Below are 21122 nucleotides of genomic sequence, written 5' to 3'. Positions count from 1 at the left end.
GCCGAAGGCGAGTGCGACGACCCGGCCCGATACATCGACCCGCTTCGCCATAGCCTGCGGCCGATGTCGCACTCGCTGCGCTCGCCGCGACCTACAAAACCCCGCTCACGCCTCCAGCAGCGCCGCCGACTTGATCTGCGCCCACACCGCGCCGCCCGGTGCCAGCCCCAAACGATCCGCCGAACGCCGCGTGATGCGCGCGAGCAGCGGCACGCCGGCCGCATCGAGGCGGATCAGCACGTAGGCCGGCCCGTCGGCCGGCACGATCTCGACCACGCGCGCGGCGATCTGATTGTTGATGCTGCTGTCCTCGACACGCGAACATGCCAGTGCCACGTCGCGCGCATGCACCCGCACGCGCAGCGTCCCGCCCGGTTCGCGCCGGCAGCGCGGCACCAGCAACTCGCCCCCGGCGAAGGCCAGCCGCGACAGATGCCAGTCGTCCTCGTGCGCCGCCACCGTGGTCTCGATCATCACGCTGGCCTCGATGCCGCGCGAGAGCTGCAGGTCGGTGCGCGCCAGCGTCTCGGCCAGCGGGCCGGACGCGCGCACGCGGCCGTTGTCGAGCAGCACCAGATGATCGGCGAGCCGGATCACCTCGTCGTGCGAATGGCTGACATACAGCATCGGGATGTCGAGCTGGTCACGCAGGCGCTCCAGATACGGCAGGATCTCCTGCTTGCGCGCCGCGTCCAGCGCCGAGAGCGGCTCATCGAGCAGCAGCAGGCGCGGGCTGGTAAGCAGCGCGCGCGCCAGCCCGACGCGCTGGCGCTCGCCGCCGGAGAGTTGATCCGGATGGCGGTCGAGCAAATGGCCAAGGTCGAGCAGCGCCACCAGATCGTCCCAGGCGATGCGCCGCTCGGCGGCCGGGATGCGCTTGAAGCCGTATTCCATGTTGCCGCGCGCCGACAGGTGCGGAAACAGGCTGGCCTCCTGGAACACGTAGCCGAGGCTGCGCCGGTGCGTCGGCACGAAGTCACGCCCGTGCTGCCACACCTCGCCGTCGAAATCGACGTGGGCGTCCGCGAGCCGCTCCAGCCCGGCGATGCAGCGCAGCACCGTGGTCTTGCCCGCACCCGACGGCCCGAACAGCGCGGTGACGCCACGCGAAGGCAGCTTCAGGTCGACATCGAGCACGAAGTCGCCACGATCCACCCGGAAACGTGCCGCGATCGTCACGATGCGACCCCCACCACCTTGAAGCGCCGGTTGATCGCATACACGCTCAGCAGCAGGCCGAAGGCCAGCACCACCAGCACCAGCGCCAGCCCGTGCGCGGCGGCGTAGTCCATTGCCTCGACGTGGTTGTAGATGGCGATGGACGCCACCTGCGTGCTGCCCGGGATGTTGCCGCCGAGCATGATGATCACGCCGAATTCACCCAGCGTATGCGCGAAGGACAGCACTGCGGCGGTCAGGAAACCGCGCCGCGCCAGCGGCAACGAAACGCTGAGGAAGCGGTCGAGCGGGCCGGCGCGCAGCGTCGCGGCCGCCTCCAGCACACGCGTGCCGGTGGCCTGGAAGGCGTTCTGCAGCGGCTGCACGACGAATGGCAGCGAATAGATCATCGAGCCGATCACCAGCCCGGCAAAGCTGAAGGCCAGATGGCCAACGCCGATGCGCTCCAGGAAACCGCCGATGGCGCCTTGCGGACCGAGCAGCAGCAGCAGGTAGAAGCCGATCACCGTGGGCGGCAGCACCAGCGGCATGGCCACCAGCGCCTCGACCACGGTGCGCCCGCGCGAACGGGTCTGCGCCAGCCACCACGCCAACGGTGTAGCCAGCACGATGAGCAGCACGGTGCTGATGGCGGCCAGCCGGAAGGTGATCCACAGCGCGGTCAGGTCCTGCGGCGAGAGCATCGTCAGTGCACGCCGTAGCCGGCAGCCTCGATCAGCGCACGCGCCTCGTCGCCACGCAGCCAGGCGAGAAAGTCGCGCGCCGCGTCGGGCTCGGCAGCGCCGGCGAGCAACACGGCCGCCTGTTCGATGGGCGCGTGGAGCTCGCGCGGCACGATCCAGTGCGAGCCCGGTACCACGCCGTCGCGGCGCACCTGCGCCAGCGCGACGAAGCCCAGTTCCGCCGCGCCGCTGGCGACCTGGCTCCAGGTCTGACCGATGGACTGTCCACGCACCAGCCGCCGCGCGGCATCGAGCGACTCGAACACCCCGCGTGCGCGCAGCACCTGCTCGGCCGCCGCGCCGTAGGGCGCAAGGCGCGGGTCGGCCAGCGCCAGATGACGGAAGCTGCCAGCCGTCAGCACCGCGCCGTCGGCGTCGACCACGCCCGCACGCGGGCTCCACAGCACCAGCACGCCGCGCGCATAGACGAAGCGCGTGCCGGTCACGGCAAGGCCGCGTTCCTCCAGCCAGCGCGGACGCTCCCCGTCCGCCGACAGGAACACATCGAAGGGCGCGCCGTTGGCGATCTGGGTGGCCAGCGCGCCGGACGCGCCGGCACTGATGACGAGGCGATGACCGCTGTGCGCGGCAAAGCGCTCGGCCAGTTGCTGCAGCGTGCCGTGGAAGTTGGCGGCCACGGCGACGCGGATCTGCGCCGCCTGTGCGCAGGCGGCCGACAACACAAGCGCGAGGATCAGGAGCAGACGCATCACAGGAACAGGTAGGAGCAGATCGCCACCGCCGCGATCACCGCCACCACGTCGGCGGTCAGCGCCGCGGCCAGGGTATGACGGATGCGCCGTATCTGCACAGCGCCGAAATACACCGCCAGCACGTAGAAGGTGGTCTCGGTCGAACCCTGCAGCGTGGTCACCAGCATGCCCACGTAGCTGTCCGGGCCGATCGCCGGGTCGTTGATGATGGAGGCCATCACGCCGTAGGCGCCGGAACCGGAGAGCGGGCGCAGCAGCGCCATCGGCAAGGCCTCCGCGGGCAGGCCGACCTTGCCAGTGAGCGCACCGAGCGTGGCCACCATGTAGTCCATCGCGCCGCTGGCGCGGAACATGCCGACCGCGACGAGGATGGCGACCAGATACGGGATGATGCGCAACGCCACCTGGAAGCCATCCTTGGCGCCCTCGACGAAGACCTCGTAGATGCGCACGCCGCGCGATGCGCCGAACACCAGGAAGCCGACCATCAGCCCCGGCACGATCCACGGCGAAATCGCACGGCCGTAGACGATGGTGAAGGGAATCAGCGCGAACAGCGTCACCAGGGCCGCGACCGACACCCACAGCGGATAGGCGCCGGCGTCCTCGATGTGTTCGCCTTCCTCGTTCACCCAGGGGCGGTCGACAGGTGCGGCATCGGGATCGAGCGGGCCCAGCGGGAAGAAGCGTCGATAGAGAAACGCCGCCGAAACAGCGGCGATCGTCGCGCAAATGGTCGCGAAAAGCGTCGTCGGCAGGATGGCGGCCGGGTCGGCCGAGCCGGCCGCGGCGCGGATCGCGATGACGCCGGTGGGCAGCAGCGTGATGCTCGAGGTGTTGATCGCGAGGAACAGCGCCATCGCGTTGGTCGCAGTCCCGGGGCGCGTGTTGAGCTTGTCGAGTTCCTGCATCGCACGGATGCCGAAGGGCGTGGCGGCATTGCCCAGACCCAGCGCGTTGGCCGACATGTTGAGGATCATCGCGCCCATCGCCGGGTGATTGGGCGGCACCTCCGGGAACAGGCGTGTCATCAGCGGGCGGATCAGCTTGGCGATGATCACCAGCAGGCCGCCGGCCTCGGCGACCTTCATCAGCCCGAGGAACAGCGTCATCACGCCGACCAGACCCAGCGCAAGTTCGACCGCGCCGCCGGCCGCATCGATCATGCCGGACGAGAGCGCCTCCATCGGCGAGGGCTGGCCCTCGACCGGGACATGGCCGATCTGGCGCCAGGCCGCGGCCGCGAAGGCGATCAGGACGATGCCGAGGAAGATGCCGTTCATCGTCCCGCCTCGGACGGACGGGCGCGCGGGAGGCGACGGGGAACGAACGCGGCGGTCACGGGACGGCGGCTCCTGCGCAAAGCCGCCATGTAATCACGCCGCCCCGCGCCGCACAAGCCACGAAGCCTTTCGTAACGCCGGCACCGGCCGGCACGCTGCGATCCGCGCCCGGCTCACTCGTGGGCGAGCGACTCCTCGATCTCGGCGAAGGTGCGTGCGACCTTCATCGGCACCACCTCGATGCCCAGCCGGCGCGACAGGTCGGCCGCCGAGAACACGCCGCACACCTGCGGCAGGCCTTCGGCGTCGTGGCGCACCACCAGCGCGTGCTGACGCGCGCGGCTGCGCATGGTCTCGACGATGTCGCCGACGCGCGCACCGCCCAGATCGTCGATGTCCAGCGCCTCGACTGCCTCGGCCGGAGTCATGATGTCCTGCACGCGGATCTCGTCGTGACGCACGCCACGCTCGCGCACGACCTGCATCGGCTTCTCGCCGAGAAGATCGTTGCTGGTGATCAGACCGGCCAGAAATCCGGCGTGATCGACCACGAACAACATGCGCACACGTCGCTCGAGCATGCGCGCATGGGCGTCATCGACGAGTTCGTCCGCGGACACCGATGCGGCCGGTACGCGCGACAGGTCGGTCATTGCACTCAACGCGGGTTCGTCGAGCATGTGATCGAGCGGCCGGGTCTCGGGCTGGGTGACGAGACGCGTCTTGCCCGTGAGCACCGATACGCCGATTGCGTGGAAGTTTGCCATCGCTGTTCCTCCATGCCTGACCGTTGCACGAATGCCGACGGCCTTTGTGGTCGCGGCGCGGCTCATGCGGCATGCATGGAACCGGCGCCGACAATTCACTATGGGCGCCCGTGACGGGGTGCGCAAGCCTCGGAAAACCCGCAGGAAGGAAACGCACCATCGCCCTCTTGAAGTCGGGGATACGCGCCGGCATATATCGATCACGGACGGTCGGCGGCGGCGGCGCCAGGACACTCCCCGACGGCCGTCGTAGTGCAACTTCTCATAGGGGGCAAGACCATGTACGAATCGCTTCTGACTTCGCCCGGCGGGTTTGCCGCCGATTTCGAACGCCTGCAGCGCGAACTGCAGCAACTCTTCGGCACGACCGGCCGGCCGGGCTCGATCCGCGCCGTTGCGAGCGGCGCCTTTCCGGCCATCAACGTCGGCTCGGCGCCGGACGCGGTGCACATCTACGCCTTCGCGCCGGGCATGTCGGCGCAGGAGTTCGACGTACGCGTCGAGCGCGGCGTGCTGTCGATCGAGGGCGAGCGCAAGAACGACCGCCCGGACGACCCCAAGCAGCCCGTCTACGCCAGCGAACGCTTCGCGGGACGCTTCCGCCGCGCCGTGTCGCTGCCCGAGGATGCCGACCCCGAACAGGTCAGCGCGCACTACCGCGACGGCGTGCTGCATATCCGCGTCGCGCGGCGCGAAGCGATGCAGCCGCGACGCATCACCATCCAGTGATCACCCGGAGGTAAGACGACCATGAGCGAGAAGAACGAGACCCGCAAGACCGAGGAGACCGCGACGCTGCAACCGCGCGTCGACGTGCTCGAAGACACCGGCGGCATCACGCTGCGCGCGGATCTGCCCGGTGTGCCCAAGGACAGGATCGCGATCGACGTCGACGGCGACACGCTGCGCATCGAGGGCGACATCGTCGTCGACACGCCCGAGGGCATGGAACCGACCTGGGCCGAGGTGCGCGTGGCGCGCTATCGGCGTGCCTTCGCGCTGAGCCCGGAACTCGACACCGGCACCATCACCGCCGAGTTCCGCGACGGCGTGCTCAAGCTGCGCATCCCGAAGCACGCCCACGCCCAGCCGCGCCGCATCGAGGTGCAGGCCGCCTGAGGCGTGTCGCAGCCGCCTGCCGGTGGGCGGGCGGCTGCGAGTACCATGGGGCGTTGCCGAACCTGTGGTCTCGACCATGCCCCGCATTCACCCTGACGGCTGGCGCAGCATCCCCGCTTCCGGGGCGCTGGCACGCAAGCTCGACACCCTGGCCGAACTCGCCGAACGCCTGCCGGCCGAATTCACGGTATTCCACGGCATCCACTGGACGCGCGCCGCGAACGAAACACTGCTCTTCGGCAGCGTCGATTTCGTCGTCGTCGGCCCCGCCGGGCGCGTGCTGCTGATCGAACAGGTCGCCGGCTTCCTCGATGAAACCGACGCCGGGCTGGTCAAGCGCCACATCCGCACGCGTCGCAACGTCAGCGTCGATCTGGCGCGCACCGCCGATCACCTGCGCGCACGCCTGGCTGCCCTGCCGGACGGCGAGGCGCCGGAACTGGACCTGCTGCTGTACTGCCCCGACCACGTCGTTCGCGCACCCGGCACGGCCGGCCTCGACCCGTCGCGCATCATCGATGCCAACACACGCGAGCGTCTGGTCACGACCGTGGTCGAGCTGCTCGCCGCGGACAGCCCCGATCCGTCACGCGTCGCGCGCCTGGAACGCTTCTTCGCCGACGAACTGCAGCTCGAACCGGATGCCAGCGCGCTGGTCGGCCAGGCCGCCACGCTGTACACGCGGCTCGCCGGCGGCTTGGCCGAATGGGCGCGACGCATCGAGGTGCAGCCGCATCGCCTGCGCGTCACCGGCACCGCCGGCAGCGGCAAGACCCAGCTCGCGCTGGCCGTGCTGCGCGACGCGCTCGCGGCCGGACGCCGCCCGCTGTATGTCTGCTACAACCGCCCGCTGGCCGATCACATCGCGCGCATCGCCCCGCCCGGTGCGGATGTGCTCACCTATCACCAGCTGTGCGACCACATGCTCTCGGCCGCCGGGCGCCCGCCGGACTTCTCCGCACCAGGCGCCTTCGCGCGGCTGGAGAGCGACTTCACCGCGCTCGACACGCAGCCGCAGTACGAGGAACTGATCGTCGACGAGGGTCAGGATTTCACACCGACCTGGCGCGACGCGCTGCTGCGGCTGATTCCGGCCGACGGCCGCGCGTGGTGGCTGGAAGACCCGATGCAGAACCTCTACGAGCGCGCGGACGTGGACCTGCCGGGCTGGGTGCGGATCACCAGCGAGCGCAACTACCGCAGCCCGGCCGACATCGTCGCGCTGCTCAATCGCAGCCTGCAGCCACACACGCCAGTCGACGCGGGCAGCCCGCTGGCCGACTCGGAGGTGGAGGTGTCGACCTGGGACGACTCGACGCAACTCATGGAGCGCACGCGCCGCGCCATCACGCGCGCGATCGGGCTGGGCTTCCGGCGCGAACACATCGCCATCGTCACCTTCCGCGGCCGCGAGAATTCGTGCTTCACGCCGCTCACGCACCTCGGCCAGCATGCCCTGCGCGCCTTCACCGGGCGTTACGACCTGGTCGGCTCACCCGAATACACGCAGGGTGACTTCCTCATCGACTCGGTACACCGCTTCAAGGGCCAGGCCGCACCCTGCGTGATCTTCACCGAGATCGACTTCGACGCGCTGGACACGCGCACGCAGCGCAAGCTCTTCGTCGGCGCCACGCGCGCCGGAATGAAGCTGATGCTGGTGATGTCGACGCGCGCGGCGAAGCTGCTGGAGCTCGAAGCGGGCGACGCCGCCTGAGGCGGTGCGCCCGTACTTCGATGCCCACAGCCGCCGCTCAGTGATGACTCACTGGCCACCCACCCCGCGGAACACCGCGCACTGCGCGAAGGCCTTTTCCGACAGCGGGATGTCCTTGCTGCGGCAAAAGCGCGCGGTGAGCTTGAGCAACTCCTTGATGTCGCGCCCGCTCGCATCCGCGTAGGTGTCGGCGAGCGTCTCGACCAGACCCGCGGGCAACTCCACGTTGAACTGGTCGGCGAGGGTGTGCCACAGGCGGATGGCGGCGTCGCGCGGCGGCACCTCGTACTTGATGGTGGCGATGCAGCGCGACAGGATGGCATCGTCGACGTCGTCGTCGCGGTTGGTGGTCATGAAGAGCAGGCCGTCGAAGTATTCGAGCGTGCGCAGAAACTCGGCGACGATGGCGTTGTGCTGCAGGTCGTTGTCGCGGCAGCGGATGTACACGTCGGCTTCGTCGAGCAGCATGATCGCGTCCCAGCGTGCAGCGCGCTGCAGGATGGTCGACAAATTGGCCTCGACCGATTCGGCGGTGATGCCCAACTGCCCCGAATGCACGCGGTACAGCGGCTTGCCGACGACCTCGGAATAGACCTCGGCGGTGAGCGTCTTGCCCAGACCGGGCGCGCCCTGGCACAGGATGATGGTGCCGCCGGACTTTCCCTCGACGATGTCGTCGACCAGCACTTCGAGATCCGAGGTGAGGATGTCGATGAGGTCGCGGTGCGAGTCGGGCAGCACCAGCTTCTCGCGCAGTTCCGGCTTGTACTCGTACTGTTCCAGGTTCTGCACGTGCACCCACACGTTGCGGTGCAGCTCGAGGTGGAACAGGTACAGATAGCAATGCAGCGGCACGCGGTCGAAGCCGGTCGGGATGCCCAGCTCGCGCCAGAAACTGGTGTCGGCGTTGACATCGAAACTGCGGTCGAGCACGCCCTCGTCGTTGACGCACTTGGCGACCTTGCCGCGCGGCATCTTCATGAACTCGGTGCTCTGCGGCCCGCGTGCGAGGAACATCGCGTTGCGACAGGCGAACTGTTCGCCGAAGGCTGGCTGCAGCGCGAGGAAGCGGTCCTCTTGGGCCTGATACTCGCGCCGCAGCTCGTCGGTTTCCTTGAAGTAGCCTCGCTCGGCGAGCAGGTCGGGCACGGTCTTGCCCTGCAGGTCCTGCTTGTAGAACACGATGGCGTTGGTCATGCCGCCGAGACGGCTCATCGGATCGTCGGAGACCTCGTTGTGGGCCGACCAGATGGTGTTGGCCAGCAGGCCCACGATGACGTAGGGCGAGCCCTGGTCGGGGTTGAACAGGCGCACGTAGCTGACCAGCCAGGGCAGCATCACGCCATCCTTGTTGCGGCGGTACAGCCAGCCGTCGCGCACGTCCTTGAACAGATAGGCGACCAGTGCCGGAATGAACACTTCCAGATCATCCACGCCGATGCCGGCAGGCTCGTTGCGGATGCGGCGCAGCGCCGAGATCTGCAGCATCGTCGCGTGCTCGCCCTCGCGCTCGCACAGCTCGTGGAAGGCGTCCAGGTCGGACACGTCGAACAGGCGGCTGGGCACCACGCTGCGCCCATGGTAGATGCCGGTCTGGGCAAGTTGACGGCCCAGCGGGCTGGTCGCGTCGACGTGATCGAGCAGCTTGTTCGCCAGGGTTTCCGGAATCTCGAAATCCATTACCACTCCTGTCTCGGCGCAAGGGGCACCGTCGCCCGGGAGCGGGCATGTGCGTGGCTGCCGGGGCTGTGAAACGAAAACGGCCTCCCCGAGGGAAGCCGCAGAACCGGGCCGGAGGCGCGGCCGGACGGCGGCGCCTGTTCCGACGGCAGGACGGCTGGCTGAACACCCAGCCAATCAGCCACCGGCGCGGCGGAGCCACTATAGATCAACATGCGAGGCTTTGGAAGCCAGGCACCCGGTGCTCAGAATCCGTACACGAGGTTGACGCCGGTGATCTGGTCGACCTTCTTGCCGCGCGAACCCTCCAGATCACTGTTGTGGCGGATGGTGTGGCTGATCTTGGCCGAGACGCGGTCGGTGACCTTCAGGCGCAGCGCGGTGACCGACTCGGTCCAGGTGTTGTCGGGGCCGTACTCGACGCGCACGTCCTGGGTGAAGCGCGCGCTCTCGGAGATGTCCCAGCCGTAGCGACCACCGACGTAGAGCACCGGCTCGTTGCGATCGAGGTCGTCCGGATTCTCGTCGTAACGGGTCTGGCGCATGCCGGCGCCGATCTCGGCATCGAGTACCGCCGCATCGGAGCGGTACAGCGTGTGACCGTAGCCACCCAGCACCGTCCAGCGCGCGAGGATGTCGGAGAAGCGGTCGCGCTCATAGCGCAACGTGCCGAACAGGTAGGAGCGGTCGGTGAGGATGCGCTTGGGCTTGTAACCCAGCGCCAGACGCTCGGCCGTTTTCTCGCCGTCGGATTTCGCGTAGTAGGCGTCGCCGAAGAACTCGTGGGTCCACACCGCGTTCTCGTGCAGCAGGTCGAAGCGCGTGTTCAGGCTGGTATCGCGACTGTTGCCGGAGGTGTTCGAAAAGCCCAGCTCGGCGCTGCCGCTCCAGCCTTCGGCGTGGACCGCAAGCGGCATGCTCAGCACTGCGCAAACAACGGGGATCAGCTTGTTCATCGTGGTCGCTCCTGTCGGGATTCTTCTTCGGAATACCCGAGCCGGAAGCTTCCACGGGACACGCAACCGGTCCGGGAGCGACGCAAAATAACAGCGGTTTCGTGCCGCGACCAAGCCGACGGGCCGCGCAATCGACGATCCGTGGCGCGATCGGGCATGCACGCGGGGCAAGCGGCGACGCCGCGGCGGGCGACGCGCAGCATCAGCAATGACGCAGGTTTTGCGCGAGGGCGGCGTGTCGGCCGGGCGGCGTGGCCGTGCAGCCCGGACGGGATATCGTAAGAAGATGTTTCCGAGCCGTCGCGCGGGCACTCAGGCCGTGATGCCGAGCAGCTCGAGCACGCGCTCCTGGTAGCGACGCGTGACCGCGGCGACATCGAGATCGGGGTTGCGCACGCCGCGCGTCATCAGGCCGTCGAACATCGCGCACAGGGTATCCACGCAATCGTTCATCTGGGCGTCGTCACCGCGCACCACACCAACTGCTCGCAGCGTCTCGATGAAACTGGTACGCAGCCGCCGGTCCGCCGCCTGCACGAGTTCGGCGATGCGCGGATTGCGCGCCGCCTCGGCGAGGATTTCGAGTTTGAGCGCGGCCGCGTCGGCGTCGAGCGTGTCGCGCACACCCTCGGCGACGCATTCGCGCATGGTCGCGACCAGATCGTCGCTGCTGCGCATGCGATCGTGAAAGTCGAGGATGCGTGCCACATCCTGCTCGACGATGGCGGCGATGATCTCTTCCTTGTTGCGGAAGTAGTGATAGATGTGGCCCGGGCTCATGCCCGAGGCCTTGCAGATGCGCGCGATGCTCGCGCCGTGGAAGCCGTGCTCGCGAAAACACGCGAGCGCCGCGTCGAGCACCTGGGCGCGACGCGCCTCGGCGCGTGCGGTGTGCGGCATCTCGCCGCGGGGGAAATCCTGCTGCATTCGTAGTTTCCGTAGATCCGGCGTTGGCGCCGGTTTCATGCTTGCGATGTCATCGACGGTAACATAGAATGAGCGTTCGAACTAGAGCGCCCATTCTAATAACACCGCGCCAACGACGAGCCACGTTTACGCCCCGACAGACAGAGGTCTGCATGCTCCCCTCCTCAGCACGAACCGCCGCGACGACGGCGGCCCTGACGCTGGTCGCGCTGCTCACGGCCTGCGGCGACGAACCGTCTGGATCGCAAGCCCAAGGCAGCGGGGCACCACCGCCCGAAGTGACCGTGATCGAAGTCCGCGCCACATCCGTTCCGGTCAGCACCGAGCTGCCCGGACGCACCTCGGCCTACATGATCGCCGAGATCCGGCCTCAGGTCGGCGGCATCATCCAGGAACGATTGTTCACCGAAGGCGCGGAAGTGAAGCGCGGCGAACTGCTCTACCAGATCGACGCGGCAACCTACGAGGCCGAGGTCGACAGCGCCCGCGCCGCGCTCGCGCGCGCCGAAGCCAATGCCGAAGCGGCGCGCGTGCGCGCCGAGCGATACGCCGAACTGGTCAAGATCAAGGCCGTCAGCACCCAGGCCTACGACGACGCGGTGGCCGCCCACAAGCAGGCGCAGGCCGAAATCGCCTCCAGCCGCGCGGCGCTCAAGCGCGCAGAGATCAATCTGCAATACACGCGCGTGACCTCGCCCATCGACGGGCGCATCGGGCGCTCGACGGTGACCGCCGGGGCGCTGGTCACGGCAAGCCAGGCGCAGGCGCTGGCGACCGTGCAGCAGCTCGATCCCATCTATGTCGACCTCACGCAGTCGGGCAACGAGATGCGCGCACTGCGCCGCGCCGTCGAGGACGGCCGTGTGCGCCGCGATGCCGAGGGCGACACGCCGGTGCAGCTCGTCTTCGAGGACGGCACGGACTACGAACACGAGGGCCGGCTGGCTTTCTCCGAGGTGTCGGTGGATCCCGACACCGGCTCGGTGACGCTGCGCGCGCTGTTTCCCAACCCGGAACAGCGCCTGCTGCCGGGCATGTACGTGCGCGCCCGCATCGACCAGGGCACGGCCGAGGGCGCCATCACCGTGCCGCACGCGGCGGTGCAGCGCGACCCGCGCGGCAACCCGATGGCAATGGTGGTCAATGGCGACGACGAGATCGAGTCGCGTGCGCTGACCATCCAGCGCGCCACCAGCGACGCGTGGATCGTCAGCGACGGCCTCGCGCCGGGCGACCGCGTGGTCGTCGAAGGGCTGCAGCGCATCCGCCCGGGCGCCAAGGTCAGCGTCGCCGACAGCAAAGAACAGGGCTGAGGGCGGAACCATGGCAAAGTTCTTCATCGACCGGCCGATCTTCGCCTGGGTCATCGCCATCGTCATCATGCTGGCCGGCACCCTGTCCATCCTGAACCTGCCGGTGTCGCAGTACCCGGCCATCGCGCCGCCGGCGATTGCGATCAACACCACCTACCCGGGCGCCTCCGCCAAGGCCGTCGAGGATTCGGTGGTGCAGGTCATCGAGCAGAAGATGACCGGCCTGGACGGCCTGCTGTACTTCAATTCATCGGCCGATTCCTTCGGCCGCGCCACGGTCACGCTGACCTTCAGCGCCGATACCGACCCCGACATCGCCCAGGTACAGGTACAGAACAAGCTGCAGCTCGCGCTGCCACTGCTGCCGCAGGCCGTGCAGCAGCAGGGCGTGCAGGTGGCGAAATCCGCACGCAACTTCCTGATGGTGATCGGCTTCGTCGCCGAGGACGGCAGCAAGTCCAACTTCGACCTGACCGACTTCCTGGTCTCCAGCGTGCAGGACCCGCTCTCGCGCGTGACCGGCGTCGGCGAGGTCGTGGTGTTCGGTTCGCAGTACGCGATGCGCATCTGGATGGATCCGGACAAGCTGGTCAACTACCGCATGACGCCGTCCGACGTGCGCCGCGCCATCGAGGCGCAGAACACGCAGGTCTCGGCCGGCCAACTCGGCGGCACTCCGGCCATCCCCGGCCAGGGCTTCACCGCGTCGATCACCGCGCAGAGCCGCCTGCAGACCGTGGAGCAGTTCGAGGACATCCTGCTGCGCACGGCCGCATCCGGTGGCGAGGTACGTCTCAAGGATGTGGCGCGCATCGAGATCGGGGCGGAGAGCTACGACACCATCGCGCGCTTCAATGGCGAGCCGGCCGCCGGCATCGCCATCCGCCTGGCTTCCGGCGCCAACGCGCTGGAGACGGCACAGGCCATCCGCGCCAAGCTCGCGGAGATGGAGAACTTCTACCCGGAAGGCGTGAAGGCGGTCATCCCCTACGACACCACGCCCTTCGTGCGCATCTCGATCGAGAAGGTCGTGATGACCATGATCGAGGCGGTCGCGCTGGTCTTCCTGGTGATGTTCCTGTTCCTGCAGAACATCCGCGCCACGCTGATCCCGACCTTCGCGATTCCGGTGGTGCTGCTCGGCACCTTCGGGCTGATGGCCGCCTTCGGCTTCTCGATCAACATGCTCACCATGTTCGGCATGGTGCTGGCCATCGGCCTGCTGGTGGATGATGCCATCGTCGTGGTCGAGAACGTCGAACGCATCATGACCGAAGAAGGCCTGCCACCCAAGGAGGCCACCAAGAAGTCGATGGGCCAGATCACCGGCGCGCTCATCGGCATCGGTCTGGTGCTCTCCGCCGTGTTCGTGCCGATGGCCTTCTTCGGCGGCTCCACCGGGGTGATCTACCGCCAGTTCTCGATCACCATCGTATCCGCCATGGCCTTGTCGGTGCTGGTGGCCATCGTGTTCACACCCGCGCTGTGCGCGACCATGCTCAAGCAGGTGCCCAAAGGCCATGTGGCCGGCGAGAACAGCTGGTTCCGCGGCTTCTTCGGCTGGTTCAACCGCTGGTTCGACCGCAACCAGAATCGCTACGAATCGTCCGTGGACGGCATCCTGCGCCGCCCGCTGCGTTTCCTCGCGATCTACGTTGCGATCTGCGCGGTGCTGGCGCTGCTGTTTCTGCGCATGCCCACCGCCTTCCTGCCCGACGAGGACCAGGGCGTGATGTTCACCCAGGTGATGTTGCCGGCCGGCGCCACGCAGGAGCGCACGCTCGACGTGCTCAAGAAGGTCGAGCAGCACTTCCTCGAAGACGAGAAGGACACTGTACGCGCGCTGTTCACGGTGGCCGGCTTCAGCTTCGGCGGTCGCGGCCAGCACGTGGGCATCGGCTTCGTGAACCTGCATCCGTGGGACGAGCGCACGCTGCCCGGCCAGAACGTCAAGGATGTGGCCGCGCGCGCCTCGAGCGCGTTCTCCAAGATCCGCGAGGCCATGGTGTTCGCCTTCGTGCCACCGGCGGTGCTGGAGCTGGGCACCTCGGGCGGCTTCAACGTGCAGTTGCAGGACCGCGCCGGCCTCGGCCATGCGGCACTGGTGGACGCGCGCAACCAGTTCCTCGGCATGGCGTCGGAAGACCCGCGTCTGGTGGGTGTGCGCCCCAACGGCCAGGACGACGTGCCGCAGTTCCAGCTCGACATCGACCACGCCCGCGCCGGCGCGCTGGGCGTATCGATCGCCGAGATCAACGAGACGCTGTCGACCGCCTGGGGCGGCGACTACGTCAACGACTTCATCGACCGCGGGCGCATCAAGAAGGTGTTCCTGCAGGGCGAGGCGCGCGCGCGCATGCTGCCCGAAGATCTCAACAAGTGGTATGTGCGCAACGAGACCGGCGACATGGTGCCCTTCTCGGCCTTCGCCAGCGCCCACTGGACCTACGGCCCGCCACGGCTGGAGCGCTTCAACGGCCAGCCGGCCGTCGAGCTGCTCGGCCAGGCCGCGCCGGGGCTGTCCTCCGGCGACGCCATGACCGCGGTCGAGGAGATCATGGCCAAGCTGCCACCGGGCTTCGGCTACGAGTGGAGCGGCACCTCGTACGAGGAACGCAAGTCCGGCGATCAGGCGCCGGCACTGTACGCGCTGTCGATTCTCGTCGTGTTCCTGTGTCTGGCGGCGCTCTACGAGAGCTGGTCGATTCCGTTCGCGGTGATGCTGGTGGTACCGCTGGGGGTGATCGGCGCACTGCTCGCGGCGCTCGGGCGCGGCATGTCGAACGACGTGTTCTTCCAGGTCGGCCTGCTCGCAATCATCGGCCTGTCGTCGAAGAACGCCATCCTCATCGTCGAGTTCGCCAAGGCGCAGATGGAAGAGGGCAAGGACATGATCGAGGCCACGCTCATCGCCGTGCGCCAGCGTCTGCGTCCCATCCTGATGACCTCGCTGGCCTTCGGCCTGGGCGTGGTGCCGCTGACCATCGCCACCGGCGCCGGCTCCGGCGCGCAGAACGCCATCGGCACCGGCGTACTGGGCGGCACCTTCATGGCGACCGCGCTGGGCATCTTCTTCATCCCGCTGTTCTACGTGAGCATCCTGCGCGTCTTCCGCCGCAGGAAACCCGCGACGGACACCACCGCGCCGCAGTCGCAGGAGGCCGGCTGACATGAAAACTCCCGCACTTGCCCTGCTCGCCGCGCTCATCGCCTCGGGCTGCGCCAACCTCGCACCCGATCATGAGCGCCCCGAGCCACCGGTGGCGGCCGAATGGCGCGAGGCCGGCGTGGCCTCCGCCGGCCTGCCCGCCGACCAGATCGCCTGGCGCGAATTCTTCACCGAACCGCGCCTGCGTTCGCTGATCGAGCGCGCCCTGGCCGACAACCGCGACCTGCGCACCGCCGCGCTCGACATCGAACGCGCCCGCGCGCAATACCGCATCCGCGGCGCCGAGCGCTTTCCCAGCATCGAGGCCGGCGCCGGCCAGAACGCCCAGCGCGTGCCCGGCGACCTCAGCCAGAGCGGCCAATCAACCATTAACCGCCAATACTCCGCGGACATCGGCTTCACCGGTTTCGAGCTGGATTTCTTCGGGCGCATCCGCAACCTCGAACAACAGGCGCTGGAGACCTTCCTCGCCACCACCGAGGCGCGCCGCGCCGCGCAGATCAGCCTGGTCTCCGAAGTCGCCGGCACCTGGCTCTCGCTCGCCGCCGACCAGGAGCGCCTGGCGATCGCGCGCGACACGCTGAGCGCGCAGCAGGAATCCTTCGACCTGACGCAACGCAGCTTCGAGCTCGGCGTAGCCTCCGCGCTGGATCTCAACCTGGTGCGCAGCAGCCTCGAGCGTGCCCGCGCCGACGCTGCCCGCTACAGCGCGCTCGTCGCCCAGGGCCGCAACGCGCTGACCCTGGTGGTCGGCGGCGAGGTGCCCGACGAGCTGTTGCCCGACGGCTTCACCGAAGAGCGGCCAACGCTCGCCGAACTGCCGGCCGGCGTTCCGTCCATCGTGCTCGTGCGCCGCCCCGACATCCTCGAGGCCGAATACCGCCTGCGCGCGGCCAACGCCAACATCGGCTCCGCCCGTGCGGCGCTGTTCCCGCGCATCTCGCTCACCGCTTCGGCCGGCACCGCGAGTTCCAGCCTGTCGGGCCTGTTCGAATCCGGCTCGCGCACCTGGGCCTTCATGCCCGCGGTATCGATCCCGATCTTCTCGGCCGGCCGATTGCAGAGCGAAGTCGAGGTCAGCCGCATCGACCGCGAGATCGCCGTGGCGCAATACGAGAAGGCCATTCAGACCGCCTTCCGCGAAGTCGCCGACGTGCTCGCCGAACGCGCCACGCTCGACGAGCGCCTCGACGCCCAGCGCGCCCTGGTGGACGCCAACTCGGAGAGCTTTCGACTGTCTGAGGCCCGCTACAAGGGCGGCGTCGACTCCTACCTTGGCGTGCTCGATGCCCAGCGCCAGCTCTACGCCGCCCAGCTCGAACTGGTCGGCGTGGAACTGGCCGACGCGGCGAGTCTGGTCACGCTGTACAAGGTGCTCGGCGGCGGCTGGAAATAAGGTTGGCTTGCTTGAAGACGGAGGGGACGCTGCGGCGTCCCCTTTTTCGTCCGTGCAATCCAGCAATACATTGAGCGCGAAGAGGCTCGCCAACGCTTCAAGCCGGAAACCCCGGCTTCGTGGGTGGTCTGGCAGGAAACCGGCCGCCACCTGACCGACAGATCAAGAACGCACCAAGCATGTGCATTCTTTTTTCATCTGGACGACAATTGCCATGCGGCCTCGCGCCGCAAGTTCGCCGCAGCGCTTGCTGCGGCGTTTTTCCATCGGGAGACGTAATGAAGTACACCACCCTCGAATCCTTCCTCGATCACGTCGCGCAACGCGACGCCGGACAGACCGAATTCCTGCAGGCGGTCGCCGACGTGATGGATAGCCTGTGGCCGTTCATCCAGAAACATCCGCGCTACGCCGAGCACGGCCTGCTCGACCGCATCGTCGAGCCCGAGCGCGCGATCCTGTTCCGTGTGTCGTGGGTGGACGATTCGGGTGAGGTGCACGTCAACCGCGGCTACCGCGTCCAGCACAATTCGTCCATCGGGCCTTACAAGGGTGGCATTCGCTTCCACCCTTCGGTGAATCTGTCCATTCTCAAGTTCCTGGCCTTCGAGCAGACCTTCAAGAACGCGCTGACCACGCTGCCCATGGGCGGCGGCAAGGGCGGTTCCGACTTCAACCCCAAGGGGCGCAGCCCCGGCGAAGTGATGCGTTTCTGCCAGGCCTTCATGACCGAACTGCACCGCCACCTCGGCCCCGACACCGACATCCCGGCCGGCGACATCGGCGTGGGTGCGCGCGAGGTCGGCTTCATGGCCGGCATGGTCAAGAAACTCAGCAACCGCGCCGACTGCGTGTTCACCGGCAAGGGCCTGTCCTTCGGCGGCTCACTGATGCGCCCCGAGGCCACCGGCTACGGCACCGTGTACTTCGCAGAGCAAATGCTGCGCCATGCCGATCGCAGTTTCGACGGCCTGCGCGTGTCCATCTCCGGCTCCGGCAACGTCGCCCAGTACGCCGCCGAAAAGGCCATGGAACTGGGCGCGAAAGTCATGACCATGTCGGATTCCAGCGGCACCGTGATCGACGAATCCGGCTTCACGACCGAAAAGCTCGCCGTCATGATGGAGGTGAAGAACCACCTCTACGGCCGCGTCAGCGACTACGCCGAGCGCGTCTCCGACGCCCGCTTCGAGCCCGGTCAGCGCCCCTGGAGCGTCAAGGCCGACGTCGCGCTGCCCTGCGCCACGCAAAACGAACTGCACGCCGAAGACGCCCAACGCCTGGTCGACAACGGCGTGATCTGCGTCGCCGAGGGCGCCAACATGCCGTGCACCGCCGACGCCGTGCGCGTGTTCGAGCAAGCCCGTGTCCTCTACGCCCCGGGCAAGGCCAGCAACGCCGGCGGTGTCGCCACCTCCGGACTGGAAATGAGCCAGAACGCCATGCGCCTTTCCTGGACGCGCGAGGAAGTCGACGCCCGCCTGCGCGAAATCATGTGCGGCATCCACGCCGCCTGCCTGCGCCACGGCCAACAGGAAGACGGCAGCGTCAGCTACGTCGACGGTGCCAACATCGCCGGCTTCGTCAAGGTCGCCGACGCCATGCTGGCGCAGGGAGTGATCTAAGGGAGGGAGGGCTGAAGAAGCCCGTCGTCACCTGTATCAATCGGCCGTGTGCATCCGCCATGCACGCCTTGACCGGATCTCAGACGCGCCCGCTCTCCTTGTCCTCCATCGCCAGATAGACCAGTACCACCGCAATCGTGATGAAGAAGCGGAACGCCGATTCGAGGCCGTTCCAGGTGTCGGACATCCACATGCCGAACCACTCGCCACCGATGCTCATGAAGCCGACCTGCCACAGGACGAAGCCCAGCGTCAGGCCGACCACGCCCCATTTCTTGGCGCGGTTGAAGTCGGCGGCGGGGGCGTTGCGGGCGCGCCACAGCGCGGCGGCGCCGAGCCAGCACAGGGCGGCAACGGCAAGCTCGGTGGCGATGATGAGGAGGTAGGCGGCGTGGTGCAGCGCTGGCGTGTGGATGGCGCGCCAGCCGATGGTGGCGTCGGGGAAGATGGTGTCCATGCGCAGCACGTGCTCGACGAAGGCGAAGTTGCTGCCGTAGTCGGTGATGTTGCCGAAGGCGACCAGCGTGGCGAAGAGCGCGATGGAGGCGAGCAGGACGATCTTGCTCAGGCGGATGGCGGGCATGGGCGGTTCTCTGACGACTTCCTGGTCTCAGGGTACGCGGCGGCGACGGCCGAGCCCCGCCGTCGCTCCGCAACCGTCGGGATTGCTTCGCTGCGCTCGCAATGACCGACGGGGACAGGACCCGCCCGCGCCGCCTACAGCCGCTTCAGGTCCAGCTCTTCGAGCTCGGCGAACCAGGCTTCTTCAAGCCGGCGGGTGACGCCGGCGAGGCGTTCGAGGTTTTCCAGTTGGCGGTAGGTCTGCTGCAGGCCATACAGGGCCCAGCCGTTGTTGGGCACGCGCGCAAGCGTCTCCTCGAAGGCCAGGGCTGCGCCGGGGGCGTCGCCCATGCGCAGCAACACGGCGCCGAGCGACTGGCGCACCGGATAGTACCAGTAGGGCGGCTCCATATAGGGCAGGCTGTCCTGGATGGCGACGGCCTCGCGGTAGAAGCGCGCGGCCTCGGGCAACTCGCCGCGCGCGTCGGCGAGCCGGGCCTGCGCGACGAGTCGGGCGATGCGCAGCATCTCGCGCGCGGGCACACCCCAGGCCTCGATGTCGGCAAGATCGCCGCCCTGTTCGATGGCGGTGATGCGGGCGATCTCCTCCTCGCCGGAGACGATCTCGCCGCGTGCGGCGCGCGCGACGGCACGCGCGTAGTGCCACATGGCCTTGACCAGCGCGAACTCGTCGTCGGGTTCGCGCAGCGAGAGTACTTCGCGCGGCGTGGCGAACTGAGCGTGGGTGAGATAGGGCGCGGCCTTGATCGGCTGCAAGGCCGCTGCGGCGCGCACTGCCGCGGGGTCGATGACGTGGTCGAGCTTGTCCGCAGCGGCAAGCGCCAGTTCCCCGTCGCCGCCCATCTGCGCGCTGGCCATCAGGAAGTGCAGATTGTGCGGGTAGTAGCCGTTGCGATAGACGACGTCGCTGGATGACTGACGGAAATAGCGCTCGTCGGCGGCCACGGCGTCGACGTTGGCGTGCAGGGCCTCGCGATACATGCCCAGGCGGAAGTAGATGTGCGAGGGCATGTGCACCAGGTGGCCGGCGCCGGCGGCGAGCGCCCCGAGCCGCTGGGCGTGGGGCAGCGCACGCTCGGGCGTGGCCGACGCCTCGACCGCGTGGATGTAGAAGTGGATCGCGCCGGTGTGGCCGGGGTTGCGTTCGAGCACGCGCTCGAGCGCGGCAACGGCCGCGGCCATGCGGCCCTTGGCGGTACGCCCGTCGGGCTGCCAGTAGTCCCACGGCGAGACATTCATCACCGCCTCGGCGAAGAGCACCTGCAGGTTGTCGTCGGTCGGGTAGCGGTCGGCGACCGCTTCCATCGCTGTGGCCCAGGCCTGGTCGAGGGCCTTGCGTGCGGTGGTGGCGTCGTCGGCATAGCGTTCGGCGAGTGCGTCGATGAGCGCGCGCTCGCGCGGAGTCAGCGAGGCGGACAGCGCCTGCGCGCGGCGCACGGCGAGACGCGCCACCGGAACCGCCTCAGGCGACATCGGCGCGTTGATGTTGGGGCCCAGCACGAAGGCCTCGCCCCACCAGCACATCGCGCATTCCGGATCCAGACGTTGTGCGTAGCGAAAGGCGCGGCGCGCCTCGGCGTGGTTGAACGCAAAGGCCAGACGCAGGCCCTGGTTGAAATAGAACTGGGCGTCGGACGAGGTCGTGGTGACCGGCATGGTGGGCGTGCCGATGCCGGAGAACGCTGGCGGCGGCGCATCCAGATGCAGCGGCGGCGCGGCGGGGATGGTCTCGGCGGTGAAGGGCTGCGTGCCGCTGCGCGAGGGCAGCATGCCGCGCGAGGGACCGCAGATCTCGGCGCCGGGCACGAAGTTCGCCTCAGCCGGCCGCGATTCGGGGCCGGCTGCCGTCGCCACGGCCGCCAGCGCGGCGGCGACACTGAGGCACAGCAATCGAACGCGCATGATGTTTTCTCCCGTGGGCCTGTGGCTAGCGCAGGCCGCAACGCGTTTTATAGCATTGGATCGTGGCGCGCG

At 68.1% G+C, this 21122-nt stretch carries 17 protein-coding genes; 7 read left to right on the top strand and 10 right to left on the bottom strand.

Annotated elements, in window-relative coordinates; genetic code table 11:
- Window positions 1–105 precede the first annotated feature (105 nt).
- From modC to C0099_RS00250, 5 genes are all read right to left on the bottom strand, one after another.
- Entirely contained in the window at window positions 106–1179 is a 1074-nt protein-coding gene (gene modC / locus C0099_RS00270) for a molybdenum ABC transporter ATP-binding protein (protein WP_228151615.1), read from the bottom strand.
- Window positions 1176–1862, bottom strand: coding sequence for a molybdate ABC transporter permease subunit (gene modB / locus C0099_RS00265; protein ID WP_102245576.1), 687 nt, complete (start codon window positions 1860–1862; stop codon window positions 1176–1178). The genes modC and modB overlap by 4 nt, the downstream gene beginning before the upstream one ends.
- Before the next feature lie 2 nt (window positions 1863–1864).
- On the bottom strand, window positions 1865–2611 hold the full coding sequence (modA, locus tag C0099_RS00260; RefSeq protein WP_102245575.1) for a molybdate ABC transporter substrate-binding protein: 747 nt from the start codon (window positions 2609–2611) through the stop codon (window positions 1865–1867).
- Window positions 2611–3897 carry a nucleoside recognition domain-containing protein gene (locus tag C0099_RS00255; RefSeq protein WP_102245574.1) on the bottom strand — a complete coding sequence of 429 codons (1287 nt, stop codon included), beginning with the start codon at window positions 3895–3897 and terminating at the stop codon, window positions 2611–2613. Before C0099_RS00255 ends, modA begins: the two co-directional genes overlap by 1 nt.
- Window positions 3898–4070: 173 nt before the next feature.
- Window positions 4071–4664: a CBS domain-containing protein gene (locus tag C0099_RS00250; protein WP_164084841.1), complete on the bottom strand. Its 594-nt coding sequence runs from the start codon at window positions 4662–4664 to the stop codon at window positions 4071–4073.
- Window positions 4665–4943: 279 nt separating this feature from the next.
- Here C0099_RS00250 and C0099_RS00245 point away from each other — a divergent pair, with 279 nt between their 5' ends.
- The 3 genes from C0099_RS00245 to C0099_RS00235 all read left to right on the top strand — a co-directional run bounded on the left by C0099_RS00245 (window position 4944) and on the right by C0099_RS00235 (window position 7500).
- Window positions 4944–5393, top strand: coding sequence for an Hsp20/alpha crystallin family protein (locus C0099_RS00245; RefSeq protein WP_102245572.1), 450 nt, complete (start codon window positions 4944–4946; stop codon window positions 5391–5393).
- Window positions 5394–5414: 21 nt separating this feature from the next.
- Window positions 5415–5783, top strand: a complete 369-nt coding sequence (locus tag C0099_RS00240; protein WP_102245571.1) for an Hsp20/alpha crystallin family protein — start codon at window positions 5415–5417, stop codon at window positions 5781–5783.
- Between the two features lie 76 nt (window positions 5784–5859).
- Window positions 5860–7500, top strand: coding sequence for an ATP-binding domain-containing protein (locus C0099_RS00235; protein WP_102245570.1), 1641 nt, complete (start codon window positions 5860–5862; stop codon window positions 7498–7500).
- A 48-nt stretch (window positions 7501–7548) separates the two neighbouring features.
- On the opposite strand, the gene C0099_RS00230 is transcribed toward C0099_RS00235, so the two are convergent.
- The 3 genes from C0099_RS00230 to C0099_RS00220 all read right to left on the bottom strand — a co-directional run bounded on the left by C0099_RS00230 (window position 7549) and on the right by C0099_RS00220 (window position 11063).
- A complete protein-coding gene (locus C0099_RS00230) occupies window positions 7549–9180 on the bottom strand; it encodes an AAA family ATPase (protein ID WP_102245569.1) in 1632 nt (543 codons plus the stop codon).
- Window positions 9181–9425: 245 nt separating this feature from the next.
- Window positions 9426–10136, bottom strand: a complete 711-nt coding sequence (locus C0099_RS00225; protein ID WP_102245568.1) for a DUF481 domain-containing protein — start codon at window positions 10134–10136, stop codon at window positions 9426–9428.
- 312 nt (window positions 10137–10448) lie between these two features.
- On the bottom strand, window positions 10449–11063 hold the full coding sequence (locus C0099_RS00220; protein ID WP_228151614.1) for a TetR/AcrR family transcriptional regulator: 615 nt from the start codon (window positions 11061–11063) through the stop codon (window positions 10449–10451).
- Window positions 11064–11215: 152 nt separating this feature from the next.
- Between C0099_RS00220 and C0099_RS00215 the strand changes: the two genes are divergently transcribed.
- The 4 genes from C0099_RS00215 (at window position 11216) to gdhA (ending at window position 18566) form a co-directional block, all read left to right on the top strand.
- Complete coding sequence (locus tag C0099_RS00215; protein WP_102245567.1) at window positions 11216–12376, top strand: efflux RND transporter periplasmic adaptor subunit; 1161 nt, start codon at window positions 11216–11218, stop codon at window positions 12374–12376.
- A gap of 10 nt (window positions 12377–12386) precedes the next feature.
- A complete protein-coding gene (locus C0099_RS00210) occupies window positions 12387–15545 on the top strand; it encodes an efflux RND transporter permease subunit (protein WP_102245566.1) in 3159 nt (1052 codons plus the stop codon).
- A 1-nt stretch (window position 15546) separates the two neighbouring features.
- The gene (locus tag C0099_RS00205; RefSeq protein ID WP_102245565.1) at window positions 15547–16941 is read left to right on the top strand and encodes an efflux transporter outer membrane subunit; all 1395 of its coding nucleotides are present in this window, start codon (window positions 15547–15549) and stop codon (window positions 16939–16941) included.
- A gap of 278 nt (window positions 16942–17219) precedes the next feature.
- Window positions 17220–18566: an NADP-specific glutamate dehydrogenase gene (gene gdhA / locus C0099_RS00195; RefSeq protein ID WP_102245564.1), complete on the top strand. Its 1347-nt coding sequence runs from the start codon at window positions 17220–17222 to the stop codon at window positions 18564–18566.
- Between the two features lie 79 nt (window positions 18567–18645).
- Here gdhA and C0099_RS00190 read toward each other — a convergent pair whose 3' ends face one another.
- Both C0099_RS00190 and C0099_RS00185 read right to left on the bottom strand, forming a co-directional pair.
- Window positions 18646–19149 (bottom strand): DUF2165 family protein, encoded by a 504-nt coding sequence (locus C0099_RS00190; RefSeq protein WP_102245563.1) that lies wholly within the window; start codon window positions 19147–19149, stop codon window positions 18646–18648.
- A gap of 134 nt (window positions 19150–19283) precedes the next feature.
- Window positions 19284–21050, bottom strand: coding sequence for a hypothetical protein (locus C0099_RS00185; protein ID WP_102245562.1), 1767 nt, complete (start codon window positions 21048–21050; stop codon window positions 19284–19286).
- Between the last annotated feature and the right edge of the window lie 72 nt (window positions 21051–21122).

This window comes from Pseudazoarcus pumilus (assembly GCF_002872475.1).
GTDB lineage: Bacteria > Pseudomonadota > Gammaproteobacteria > Burkholderiales > Rhodocyclaceae > Pseudazoarcus > Pseudazoarcus pumilus.
Note: the sequence above shows the minus strand (reverse complement) of the source record. Positions and strands in the feature narration are given on the sequence as shown.